Genomic DNA, 11,425 nt, shown 5'->3' on the forward strand with positions numbered 1-11,425 from the left:
CGTCGCTGACCAGTCCGCGCGCCATGCGTTCGCGCCAGATATCCGGGGAAATGCCGGGGAAGCGCTGCGCCAGGTAATCCAGCATCGTCGGCCAGTCACCGGCGGGCAGCCACTGCCGGCTCGGCGACACGCCGTCGATCAGGCGCGTTGCGGAAGCGGGTGCCGGATGGCTGTCTGTGGGGGTATCTGCGGACACGGGGTCTTCCTGGAGAGGCTGCTGCGGCACGGCGTGCGGGTTGCCGGCAGGTCCCGGCTTTCTCTGCTATATCCCGAATGTTACCCGTCATTTCCGCTGCGCGGCCATGCCGGGCATGTATCATCCGCCTATCGATATCGGGGAAGCGTCTTGGATCAGGCTACTGTCATGCCGGCAACGGTCTCCGCCGTACGGGAGGCCCTGGGGCCTGGCGGCCCGTTCGCGGCGAAGATTCCGGGCTACCAGCCACGCGAGCCGCAGCTGCAGATGGCCGAGGCGGTGGCCGGCGCCTTTGATGACGGCAGCCTGCTGCTGGTCGAGGCCGGCACCGGCACCGGCAAGACCTATGCCTACCTGGTGCCGGCCATCCTGTCAGGCAAGCGCACCATCGTCTCCACCGGTACCCGCAACCTGCAGGACCAGCTCTTCCACCGCGACCTGCCCATGGTGCGCCAGCTGCTCGGCCGGCCGCTGCGCACGGCGCTGCTCAAGGGCCGCAGCAACTACCTCTGCCCGTACCGGCTGCAGCAACACCTGGAAGAGGGCGACCTGCCCTCGAAGCAGGCCGTGCACGACTTGCACCGGGTCGCGGCCTGGGCCGGCAAGACCGAGCTTGGCGACATCGCCGAACTGCTCGACATCGCCGAGGATTCGCCGGTGTGGCCGCTGGTGACCAGCACGGCCGACAACTGTCTGGGCCAGGAGTGCCCGAAGCTGGCCGACTGCCCGCTCATGAAGGCGCGCGAGAAGGCGGCCGAGGCCGAGCTGATCGTGGTCAACCATCATCTGTTTTTCGCCGACAAGGCGCTCAAGGACCGCGGCTTCGGCGAGCTGCTGCCGGAGGCCGACGCCGTGGTCTTCGACGAGGCCCACCAGCTGCCCGAGACCGCCGCCATGTTCTTCGGCCAGAGCCTGTCGTCACGTCAGATCCATGACTTGCTGGCCGATGCCCTGCGCGAAGTGCTGGCGGCCGGCGGCGACCTGCGCGGCATGAACGACCTGGTGCAGAACCTGGAAACGCGGCTGGCGGCTTTTCGACTGCTCATGGGCGAGGAGGCGCGCAAAGGCGTCTGGCGCGAGGTCAGCGGGCACGCCGACATGCCGGCGGCCATCGAGGCGGTGAAAATGGCGCTGGCCTGCGTCACCGAGGCGCTGGCGGCGCTGAAGGACCGCAGCAAGGGGCTGGAGAGCTGCCACCGTCGCGCCGAGGACCTGTCCGAGGCGTTCACCGAACTGACCGGGCCGACGCCGGAGAACCAGGTGCACTGGTTCGAGACCTTCCGCAAGGGCTTCGTGCTGCAGTGGACGCCGCTGGAAATCGCGGGGCCGTTCCGCGAGCTGCTCGACCGCGAGCCGATGACCTGGGTGCTGACCTCGGCCACGCTGGCGGTGCGCAACGATTTCCGCCACATCGCCATCCAGCTCGGTCTGCCGGACGATATCGCCACGCTGCAGCTGCCCAGCCCCTTCGCCTACGAACAGCAGGCTGTGTTCTACGTGCCGCGCGGCCTGCCGGACCCGGGCAGCTTCGACTACACCCGGGCCACGCTCGAGGCCGCCGTGCCGGTGCTGCGCGCCAGCCGGGGCAGGGCTTTCTTCCTGTTCACCTCGCACCGCGCGCTCAAGGAGGCGGCCGAGTGGCTGCCGAAGCAGCTCGACTTCACCTTCCTGGTGCAGGGCACGCAGCCCAAGGCCGAGCTGCTGCGCCGTTTCGCCAGCACGCCGGAATGCGTGCTGCTGGCCACCGGTGCCTTCTGGGAGGGCGTGGATGTGCGCGGGCAGGCGCTGTCGCTGGTGATCATCGACAAGCTGCCGTTCGCGTCGCCGGGCGAGCCGGTTGTCGCAGCCCGCCTGGATGCGTATAAAGCCCGGGGCCGCAATCCGTTCACGGCCTATCAGCTGCCGGCGGCCATCATCGCCATGAAGCAGGGCGCCGGCCGCCTGATCCGCGACGTGCTCGACACCGGCGTGCTCATGGTCTGCGATCCGCGCCTGGTCGGGCGACCCTACGGCCAGCTGTTCGTGCAGAGCCTGCCGCCCATGCGACGCACGCGCAGCCTGGAGGAAGTGCAGGGCTTCTTCCGTTTCATCAACGAACTGGAGCCGCAATCGGCATGAATCTGCTGGCCCTGGAGACTGCCACCGAACATTGTTCGGTGGCCCTGCTGCGCAGCGCCGTCGACGGCAGCCACGAGGTGCTGGTACGCCGCCTGCATGCGCCACGGCAGCAGACCGAGCTGATCCTGCCCATGATCGACGAGGTGCTGGCCGAGTCCGGCCTGCGTCTGAACCAGCTCGATGGCCTGGCCTATTCCCGGGGTCCGGGCGCCTTCACCGGCGTGCGCATCGCCGCCGCGGTGGCGCAAGGACTGGCGCTGGGTGCCGACCTCGGCGTGGTGCCGGTGTCCAGCCTGCAGGCGCTGGCCCAGGGAGCCTGGCGCGCCACCGGCGCCGAAGCGGTGCTGGCCAGTTTCGATGCGCGCATGCAGGAGGTGTATGCGGGTGCTTTCCTGCTCGGCGCCGAAGGCAGCGAGCAGGCAGGTCTCATGCAGCCGCAGACGGCCGAGGTCGCGGCCCGCCCGGAGGCACTGCCGGAGGCGCTGGTGCTGGCCTGGAGCGCCATGGTCGATGCCGCGCTGTCGCCGCGTCGCGCCGCCACCGCGGTTGGTGCCGGCTCCGGCTGGGGCAGCTATGCCGAGGCGCTGGGGCGTCAGCTGCCGGTCGCGGTGATCGCCGCCGAGCTGCCGCCCGATGCCGAGGATGTCGCCCTGCTGGCTGCGCCGGGGCTGCGTGCCGGCGCGGCGGTGGCGCCCGAGCTGGCGCTGCCGGTGTACCTGCGCGACGATGTCTGGAAGAAACTGCCGGGAAGATGACATGAGTCGAGACGAGCCACTGGCCTGGGACCATCCCGATCCGCACATCCTGCGCGTCAGCGTCAGCGACGAGCACATCGATGTCATGCGCCACACCAACAACGTGGTCTACCTGCAGTGGCTGGAGGCCGTGGCCTGGTCGCATTCGCAGCACCTCGGCCTGGGGCCGGCCGAGTACGAGGCGCTCGGGCATGGCATGGTGGTGCGCCGCCACGAGCTGAACTACATCCAGGCCACGCGCCTGGGCGAGCACCTGAGCCTGGCGACCTGGCTGACGCAGGTCGACCGGCTGTCGACGCACCGCTGCTACCAGTTCATCCGCGAGGATGACGGGCAGACGGTATTCCGCGGCAGCACCCATTTCGTTTGTGTCGACATCGCCGAAGGCCGCATCCGCCGCATGCCTCCGGCCTTCTTCGAAGCCTATTCCGCCGCGGCGCTCCCGCCCGGTGCACTGAAGGACTGATTCATGGATTACCTGCTGTACCTGCAAGCCCTGATCATGGGCATCGTCGAGGGCCTGACCGAATTCCTGCCGGTGTCGAGCACCGGTCACCTGATCGTCACCGCCGAGCTGCTGGACTTCTGGACCGAAGACAAGCGCGTGGTGTTCGAGATCGCCATCCAGCTCGGCGCCATCCTCGCGGTCTGTTTCGATTACCGCGAGAAAATGGCGCAGATCACCACCGGCTTCTTCCGTCGCGAAGCCGTGGCCACGCGCTTCGTCACCAACCTGCTGCTGGCCTTCCTGCCGGCCATGGTGATCGGCTACTTCGCCATCGACTTCATCAAGGGCGTGCTGTTCGACCCGATGGTGGTCGCGACCATGCTGGTGCTGGGCGGCATCGTCATCCTCTGGGCCGAGCGCCGCGAGCATGTCATCCATGTCCATGATGTCGACGACATGCGCTGGCAGGACGCGCTCAAGATCGGTTTCGCCCAGTGTCTGGCCATGATCCCCGGCACCTCGCGCTCCGGCGCCACCATCATCGGCGGCCTGCTGTTCGGCCTGTCGCGCAAGACCGCCGCCGAGTTCTCGTTCTTCCTGGCGGTGCCGACCATGATCGCGGCCACCGTCTACTCGGTGTGGAAGCACCGCGACGAATTCATCCTCGCCGACCTGCCGGTGTTCGCCATCGGCTTCATCGCGGCTTTCCTGGTCGCGGCCTGGGTGGTCAAGGCGCTGGTCCGCTTCGTGTCCACCCACGGCTTCACGGTGTTCGCCTGGTACCGCATCGCCTTCGGCCTGTTCATCCTGATCAGCGCCTGGACCGGCTTGATCAACTGGGGCTGATACCGGCCATGCTCGCTGCCGCCCTGCCCGTGGTCGTGGCATCACCGGAGCTGCTGCCGCTGGCCGCGGTGCTGGCGGCGGAGCAGGGCTGGCTGCCGCCAGAGCTGCTCGCCGACCGCAAGCGCGATCTCGCGCGGCTTGCCAGCGCCGGCCATGCTGCCGCGTTGCTGCTGGACGGCGAGGGGTTGGCGCTACAGGCGCTGGAGTTTCCCTTGCCGGGGCCGGTCCGGGTCGATTTCGTGCATGGCGAGATGCGCTGGCGCGCCAGCCACGGCGCCGCCGGTGAAATGGTCGCGCGCGCCTGTGGCGTCCGCAAGGGCGCGACACCGCGCATTGTCGATGCCACCGCCGGCCTCGGGCGCGATGCCTGGCTGCTCGCCAGCCTCGGTTGTCAGGTGCAGCTCTGCGAGCGCTCGCCGGCCATTGCCGCGCTGCTGCGTGACGGGCTCGCGCGCGCGGCAGCCGAGCCGACGCTGGCCGCTACAGCCGCACGCGTGACCCTGATCGCCGAGGATGCGCTCGCGCATCTGCGGCGACTGGCATCGCTGCCGCCGGAGCAGCGGCCCGAGGTGGTCTATCTCGATCCCATGTTCCCGCACCGCGACAAGTCGGCGTTGGTGAAGAAGGACATGCGGGTGTTCCGCAGCGTGGTGGGGGCCGACCTGGATGCCGATGCCCTGCTGGCGCCGGCACGGGCGGTGGCGACACGCAGGGTGGTGGTCAAGCGGCCCCGGCTGGCGCCGGACCTGGCCGGCGTGGTGCCGCACGAGCGCATGACCGGGCAGAGCAACCGCTTCGACCTGTACGCGCCGGCGAGCTGAGTCGCCGCGCGCATCTCGCTGGCCGGGCGGTCCGTCAGCCGCCCTTGCCCTTGCGCTTTGCCGCCGCCTGCTCCATGGCCAGCAGCGCCGCCGCCACTTCCTCGTCGGTGATCAGCGTGACCTGCTGGATGGCCTGGCGGATGCCGCTCGGCAGCACTTCCAGGGCTTCGTCGGCGAGCGCGCTCAGGCGCTCGTCGAAGACTAGGTGGCCATCGTCCGTGGTGCACAGGAAGCCGAGGCCCTTGAGGGTGTCGAGGAAGCCGCGGAACAGGGTCTTGTCGAAGAATTCCGGCGCGCTGAACTCGCGCACGAACGACAGGCGCTGCGCGAGCAGGTGGCAGAGTTCCTCCAGCTGCTGCTGGGTGAGCCTGCCGGAGCCGCGCTGGTTCAGCACGGTGATGGTCATGTGGTAGCGCACCAGGGTCTGGCGCAGGGCGCGGCTGAGGATGTGCAGGCGGGCGTAGGCTTCGCTGCTGCTGCCCGGACGGACATAGCGCTCGCCGTCGATGCCGAGCAGGCCGAGGCCCGCCATGGCTTCCAGATAGGCGTCGACCACGTCCGGCAGCTGGTCATCGCTCCAGATCAGGAACAGTTCGGACTTCAGGAACGGGTAGACCGAGCGCACCATGTGCAGGGCCTGCTCGCGGGTGGCCGAGCCGCGCTGCAGCAGGAGCACGGCCAGCAGCGACGGCAGCACGAACAGGTGCAGGGTGTTGTTGCGGAAGTAGGTCATCAGCACGCCTTCTTCCTCGTGCAGGTACAGCAGGTCACCCAGCGGGTGCTTGCGGCGCTGCAGGATCTTCAGCTCCTCGCCGTAGGCGATCATGGCGTGGCCGTCGAGGTCGGTGACCTGCACCAGCGCGGAGTAGGGCACGGCGGCGAGCAGGGCCTTGTTCAGTTCCAGCTGCTCGGCGAGCTGGTCTTCGTCGATGGCGTGCTTGGGCGTGGACAGCAGCACCAGGCTGAGCAGGTTGATCGGGTTGACCACGGCGCTGGCGTTGATGCCGGTGCTGATCCGGCTGCCCAGGGCCAGCGAGGTGGCAGTGAATTCGGGGCGCTCGGCGGCGCCGGCGTCGCCGCGCCAGCCCGGCATGCCGGCGTCCAGCACGTCGTTCAGGTAGATCGGCTCGCCGAAGCTGAGGTGCACCTTGCCGAACACCTTCTGCAGCTTGCGCACCGACATGGCCAGCGAGAACAGGTTCTCCTTCTCCTTGGGCTTGCCCTGCAGCTCGCCGATGTAGGTGCCGCCCTCCATCAGCTTCTCGTAGCCGATATAGGCGGGGATGAACACCAGCGGGCGGTTGTGGTCGCGCAGGTAGCTGCGCAGGGTCATGTTGATCATGCCCAGCTTGGACGACAGCAGGCGGCCGGTGCGGCTGCGGCCGCCCTCGACGAAGTACTCGATCGGGAAGCCGCGGCTGAGCATCTGGTGCAGGTACTCGTTGAACACGGCGCCGTAGAGGAAGTTGTCCTTGAAGGTGCGGCGCAGGAAGAAGGCACCGCCGCGGCGCAGCAGGCCGCCGACCACCGGCATGTTGAGGTTGGCGCCGGCGGCGATGTGCGGGGTCATGTAGCCGCGGGTGAAGATCACGTACGACAGCAGCAGGTAGTCGATGTGGCTGCGGTGGCACGGCACGTAGATGATCTCGTGATCGGTCGCGTGCTTCTCGATGACCTCCATGTTGTGCACGGTGACGCCGTTGTACAGGCGCGTCCACAGCCAGGTCAGGAAGATCTCCAGGAAGCGGATCACCGGGTAGGAGTAGTCCGAGGCGATCTCGTTGCCGTACAGGCGCGCGCGCGATTCCGCGACTTCCCGGCTGACCCCGCGCTCCATGACCTCGCGGGCGATGGCGGCTTCCACCGGCTCGCTGCGCATGATCTCGTCGAGCAGCGTGCGCCGGTGCGACATGTCGGGACCGATGGCCGCCGAGCGCTGGCGCCGGAAGTGCACGCGCAGCACGCGCGAGACCTTGCGCAGCGTGCGTTCGCTGCTTTCGGTCTCGCTGCTGAGCTGGCGCAGCGACAGCGGCGGGTTGATCTTGAGCATGGTCTGGCGACCGTGCAGGAGGATGGTGATCAGCTGCTTCAGTGCCGTCGGCGTGGCCCAGGAGTCGGCGAACAGCACTTTCAGCCAGGAGCTTTCCTTCTCCGGCGAGCGGCCCCAGAGAATGGTCACCGGCACCAGCTGCACATCGAGCGTGGGGTCGGCGTGCACGGCATCGACCAGCGACACCAGGCGCGGCGAGTGGGCGTGTGGCGGGCGTGCCAGCGGGTTGCGCTGCTCGCGGGTCAGGAACAGCAGCGAGTAGCGCTCGCGCAGGCCGTGCTGGCGCATGGAACGCATGGGCCGGGGCAGACCCAGGCGGCGGGTCTCGGTGTCCAGCACCAGCACGTTGGACAGCAGGCGGTTCTGCAGCACGTAGCAGATCGGCTTGTCCGGGTCGATGCCCAGCAGTTTCAGGTCGTGCGGCAGCACCTGCACCCTGACCCAGAGATACATCAGCTTGCGGATGATGAGGCGGAACAGGCGATCCAGACCGAAGAGGCTGAGCATGCGTATGGGTCCTTGAAACTGTCACGGTGCGCAGCGGTACAGTGCGGCGCGCAAAATGTTGTGCCGAGTGTAACAAAACCCGGACAATTGCAGCCTGACCGGTCAGGCTGTCTGTCCGGATTTGTTTCAAGCGCGTGTCGAGACTGGGAGTGCCGGAATGTCTGTCGTGATGCAGGAGCTGCTGCAGCTGCTCGATCTGGAAAACCTGGAAATCAACCTGTTCCGTGGCAAGAGCCACGATTACTTCGGCAAGAACGTGTTCGGCGGCCAGGTGCTGGGCCAGGCCCTGATGGCGGCCGGCCGCACGGTCGACGGCGAGCGCCTGGCGCATTCGCTGCATGCCTACTTCCTGCGTCCCGGCGACCCGACGACGCCGATCGTCTACCAGGTCGAGCGCGTGCGCGACGGCAAGAGCTTCACCACCCGCACGGTGAAGGCGATCCAGCACGGCGAGATCATCTTCACCATGATGGCCTCTTTCGCCGACGCCGAAGACGGCTTCGATCACCAGCTGCCCATGCCCGAGGTGCCGGGTCCGGAAGGCTTGCCCAGCGAGCTGGACCTGCGCCGTATGGTGGCGCCCTACGTGCCGGAGAAGTACCGCGCGCTGCTGGAGTCCGACCGGCCCATCGAGCTGCGCCCCATCGACCCGGTCAACCCCTTCGCGCTGGAGCCGCGCGAGCCGCAGCGCGCGCACTGGATGAAAGCGCAGATGACGCTGCCGGACGATCCCTTCCTGCACCAGTGCATGCTCGCCTTCGCCTCCGACTTCGCGCTCATGGGCACCGCCATGCTGCCGCACGCCGCGCATTTCATGCAGCCGGACATGCAGTGCGCGAGCATCGACCACGCCATGTGGTTCCATCGTCCGTTCCGCATCGACGAATGGCTGCTCTACCACATGGACGCGCCGTCGGCCTCGGCGGCCAAGGGCATCAACCGCGGCCTGATCTACACGCAGGATGGCACGCTGGTGGCCTCGACGGCGCAGGAAGGCCTGATCCGCCGCCGGCCGCCGCGCCAGCCGGCCTGACCGGTGACCGCTCCCGGGTCGGCCTCAGTCAGCCTTGCGGAACGCCACCACGTTGCTCGGCGGCGCCAGGTCGGGGCGCAGGAACTCGCGCAGCTCGACTTCCCGCGCCTGCGCATCGGCGTAGCCGAGGTCCATCAGCGCCTGCGCGTAGGGTGCCTCGAACAGCAGGTAGCTGAGCAGGTTGGAACCGGCGCGCTTGAACATGCCGGAGCCGCGCACGAAGAAGCGGATGGAGCGCGGCAGGGTGTGGGCGTAGCGCGCCGCCAGTTCCTCGATGCGTGAAATCGGCGGCGCCAGCACCATGTACTGCACCGGCCGCAGCAGGGTCGAGGCCTCGCTGGGCAGCAGGCTGACGGTCTGGTTGATGCGGTGCAGGCGCTCCAGGTCCATCTCCAGGCTGTCCACGAACGAGCTGCTCATGATGTGGCCGATGATCTGCGCCAGGCTCGGGTAGCCGCTGGTCATGCGCCGGCCCTGGCTGCCGCCGGAAGCACCGGAGCCGATCACCAGGATGCGCCGTGCACCGAGATGCAGCGCCGGGCTCACCGGCGCCAGCTGGCGCAGGGCGCCGTCGCCGTAGTATTCGCCGTCCAGCTCCACCGCCGGGAACAGCAGCGGAATGGCGCTGGAGGCCATGAGGTGGTTGATGCCCAGTTCGCAGCGATGCCCGCGTCGCCGTGCCCGGCCCCAGTCCTCGAGATCGCTGTCGCCCTGGTAGAAGCTCACCGAGTCGCCGCGCGTGTAGCTGCAGGCGGTGATGCACAGCGCCCGCAGGTGTCCGGCCTGTATCGAGGCCGGCAGCCGTTGCAGGTCCAGCGAGCGCGTCAGCAGGGCGGCCAGCGGCTGGTTGTCCAGCAGCGACACCGGCGCGGTCTTGTTGAACAGGCCGAGGCTGAGGTTGCTGAGCCAGCGGATGGCGCTGCTCAGCACGCCGGGCCAGTCGGTGCGGTAGACCTGGGAGCTGTCGAAGTTGCTCCAGACCTCGCGCAGATGCTCCACGCCCTCCTGGAAGCAGGCGGCGTGGACGGCGAGGTTGGCGGCGTTGAGCGCGCCCGCGGAGGTGCCGCAGATGATCGGGAAGGGATTGCCGCAGGCGGGCGGCATCATGTCGGCGATGGCCTGCAGCACGCCCACCTGATAAGCGGCGCGCGCGCCGCCGCCGGACAGCACCAGCGCCGTGGCGCCGGGGAGGGGAGATGCGGGTGCCTGCATGCCTGTGCCCTCGTGTCAGGGCCGGCGTGCATGGCGCCGGCCTCCATGTCTCCGACTTTCCCCCGCTTTCAGCGGGCTTGCAAGCCTGCCGCGGTCGGTTGCTGTCTGCTTTCGGTGGACCTCTTGTAACCGGGCGCCTATGCTGTGCCGATCCGGAGCGGAACCCCTGCATGTCACGCTTTCACTCGCCGAGCTCTGCTTTCCTGCAGGGCGTCCTGCTTTTCGCGTTGGCGGCCTGCCTGTCCGCCTGGGCGCTCCGGGCCGGCTTGCCGGCCGGGCCGCAGGCGGCGGACATCATCTGGCAGCTGCGTCTGCCGCGTCTCCTGCTGGCGCTGGTGTCCGGCGCCGCGCTGGCGCTTGCCGGACTCTGGCTGCAGACCCTGTTCCGCCATGCCCTGGTCGAGCCCGGCCTGCTCGGCGTCAGCACCGGCGCCGGACTGGCCGCCGTGCTCTCCCTGCTGCTCTGGCAGGACCTGATCTGGCTCATGCCGCTGGCTGCCTTCGCCGGCGCCGGCCTGTCGCTGCTGCTGGTGCTGGCGCTGGCGCGCCGCTACCAGCTGCAGCCCGAGGCGCTGCTGCTGGTCGGCATCGCGCTCAATGCCCTGCTGGCGGCGGGCACCCAATTGCTGCTCATCCTGGGACCGGACATCAGTCTGCGTGCCGGCAGCTTCTGGCTCATGGGCAGCTTCGCCTATGCCGAGTGGCGCTGGTTGCTGCCCGGCATGGCACTGGTGCTGGTGCTCATGGCCTGGGGGCTGCGCCGGGCGTCATCTTTCGATCTCTGGCTGCTGGGCGAGCGCGAGGCCGGCCTGCTCGGCCTGCCGGTGCCGCGTTTCCGGCGCCAGGTGATCTGGGGCAGCGCGCTGCTGGTGGCGGTGGCGGTGGCCCAGGCCGGCAGCGTGGCCTTCATCGGCCTCATGGCGCCGCACATCGCGGCCCGACTGACCGGTTGCCAGCATGCCCGCCTGATGCCCGTGGCCATGCTCGTCGGCGGCTTGCTGGCGGTCTTCGCCGATACCCTTGCGCGTACCCTGCTGGCGCCGCTGGAGCTGCCGGTGGGTGTCATGACGGCCCTGCTGGGAGCGCCGTTCTTCCTGTTCGTGCTGCATCGGCGGTGGCGGGCATGAGCGGCCTCGATATCGCCGCGCAGCCTCTGCGCAATCCGGCCGGCGAGGTGGTGCTGACCCTGCCGGCGCTGTCCTTGGCGGCCGGGGAGCGCTGGGCGGTGCTGGGGCCGAACGGTGCCGGCAAGAGCACTTTCCTGCGTCATTGCGCCGGCCATGATCCGCGCCGGCATGACAGCGGCACCGCGTCCGCATGGCAGTGGCAGGGCCGGCCGCTGCCGCTCTGGCACGATGCTGGCTGGGCCCGGGTCCGCGCTTTCCTGCCGCAGCAGCACCAGCTGTCCGCACCGCTCAGCGTGCATGCCCTGCTGCGCA

Annotated in this window: 10 protein-coding genes and 1 pseudogene; 8 read left to right on the plus strand and 3 right to left on the minus strand. The window is 68.8% G+C overall.

The annotated features are described in order from the left end of the window. Window positions 1-196: pseudogene (locus C5O18_RS02725) on the minus strand (hypothetical protein); the annotation flags it as partial. A 168-nt stretch (window positions 197-364) separates the two neighbouring features. Between C5O18_RS02725 and C5O18_RS02730 the strand changes: the two are divergent. The 5 genes from C5O18_RS02730 to C5O18_RS02750 are packed head-to-tail and all read left to right on the plus strand — an operon-like array spanning window position 365 to window position 5,184. Next, the gene (locus tag C5O18_RS02730) at window positions 365-2,314 is read left to right on the plus strand and encodes a DNA repair helicase YoaA (protein ID WP_105191330.1); all 1,950 of its coding nucleotides are present in this window, start codon (window positions 365-367) and stop codon (window positions 2,312-2,314) included. Then, the gene (tsaB, locus tag C5O18_RS02735; RefSeq protein WP_206389696.1) at window positions 2,311-3,069 is read left to right on the plus strand and encodes a tRNA (adenosine(37)-N6)-threonylcarbamoyltransferase complex dimerization subunit type 1 TsaB; all 759 of its coding nucleotides are present in this window, start codon (window positions 2,311-2,313) and stop codon (window positions 3,067-3,069) included. The genes C5O18_RS02730 and tsaB overlap by 4 nt, the downstream gene beginning before the upstream one ends. Window position 3,070: 1 nt before the next feature. Beyond that, a complete protein-coding gene (locus C5O18_RS02740; protein ID WP_105191332.1) occupies window positions 3,071-3,535 on the plus strand; it encodes an acyl-CoA thioesterase in 465 nt (154 codons plus the stop codon). A gap of 3 nt (window positions 3,536-3,538) precedes the next feature. Continuing rightward, complete coding sequence (locus C5O18_RS02745; RefSeq protein WP_105191333.1) at window positions 3,539-4,363, plus strand: undecaprenyl-diphosphate phosphatase; 825 nt, start codon at window positions 3,539-3,541, stop codon at window positions 4,361-4,363. Between the two features lie 8 nt (window positions 4,364-4,371). After that, window positions 4,372-5,184 (plus strand): class I SAM-dependent methyltransferase, encoded by an 813-nt coding sequence (locus C5O18_RS02750; RefSeq protein WP_206389697.1) that lies wholly within the window; start codon window positions 4,372-4,374, stop codon window positions 5,182-5,184. 34 nt (window positions 5,185-5,218) lie between these two features. On the opposite strand, the gene plsB is transcribed toward C5O18_RS02750, so the two are convergent. Beyond that, a complete protein-coding gene (gene plsB, locus C5O18_RS02755) occupies window positions 5,219-7,741 on the minus strand; it encodes a glycerol-3-phosphate 1-O-acyltransferase PlsB (protein ID WP_105191334.1) in 2,523 nt (840 codons plus the stop codon). A 157-nt stretch (window positions 7,742-7,898) separates the two neighbouring features. Here plsB and tesB point away from each other — a divergent pair, with 157 nt between their 5' ends. Beyond that, on the plus strand, window positions 7,899-8,774 hold the full coding sequence (gene tesB, locus C5O18_RS02760; RefSeq protein ID WP_105191335.1) for an acyl-CoA thioesterase II: 876 nt from the start codon (window positions 7,899-7,901) through the stop codon (window positions 8,772-8,774). Between the two features lie 24 nt (window positions 8,775-8,798). On the opposite strand, the gene C5O18_RS02765 is transcribed toward tesB, so the two are convergent. Beyond that, complete coding sequence (locus C5O18_RS02765; RefSeq protein ID WP_105191336.1) at window positions 8,799-9,986, minus strand: patatin-like phospholipase family protein; 1,188 nt, start codon at window positions 9,984-9,986, stop codon at window positions 8,799-8,801. Between the two features lie 170 nt (window positions 9,987-10,156). On the opposite strand from C5O18_RS02765, the gene C5O18_RS02770 reads away from it, so the two are divergent. Together C5O18_RS02770 and C5O18_RS02775 are read left to right on the plus strand one after the other, a co-directional pair. Next, window positions 10,157-11,113, plus strand: coding sequence for a FecCD family ABC transporter permease (locus C5O18_RS02770; RefSeq protein ID WP_158249249.1), 957 nt, complete (start codon window positions 10,157-10,159; stop codon window positions 11,111-11,113). Next, a partial coding sequence (locus C5O18_RS02775; RefSeq protein ID WP_146089182.1) for an ATP-binding cassette domain-containing protein occupies window positions 11,110-11,425 on the plus strand: 316 nt, incomplete at its 3' end. The genes C5O18_RS02770 and C5O18_RS02775, both read left to right, overlap by 4 nt.

It is taken from the genome of Amnimonas aquatica (assembly GCF_002943415.1).
GTDB lineage: Bacteria > Pseudomonadota > Gammaproteobacteria > Pseudomonadales > Moraxellaceae > Perlucidibaca > Perlucidibaca aquatica_A.

Coding starts and splice junctions, on each gene's coding strand:
- tesB (WP_105191335.1), top strand. CDS start 7,899: ATGTCTGTCGTGATGCAGGAGCTGCTGCAGCTGCTCGATCTGGAAAAC.
- C5O18_RS02740 (WP_105191332.1), top strand. CDS start 3,071: ATGAGTCGAGACGAGCCACTGGCCTGGGACCATCCCGATCCGCACATC.
- C5O18_RS02745 (WP_105191333.1), top strand. CDS start 3,539: ATGGATTACCTGCTGTACCTGCAAGCCCTGATCATGGGCATCGTCGAG.
- plsB (WP_105191334.1), bottom strand. CDS start 7,741: ATGCTCAGCCTCTTCGGTCTGGATCGCCTGTTCCGCCTCATCATCCGC.
- C5O18_RS02750 (WP_206389697.1), top strand. CDS start 4,372: ATGCTCGCTGCCGCCCTGCCCGTGGTCGTGGCATCACCGGAGCTGCTG.
- C5O18_RS02765 (WP_105191336.1), bottom strand. CDS start 9,986: ATGCAGGCACCCGCATCTCCCCTCCCCGGCGCCACGGCGCTGGTGCTG.
- C5O18_RS02770 (WP_158249249.1), top strand. CDS start 10,157: ATGTCACGCTTTCACTCGCCGAGCTCTGCTTTCCTGCAGGGCGTCCTG.
- C5O18_RS02730 (WP_105191330.1), top strand. CDS start 365: ATGCCGGCAACGGTCTCCGCCGTACGGGAGGCCCTGGGGCCTGGCGGC.
- tsaB (WP_206389696.1), top strand. CDS start 2,311: ATGAATCTGCTGGCCCTGGAGACTGCCACCGAACATTGTTCGGTGGCC.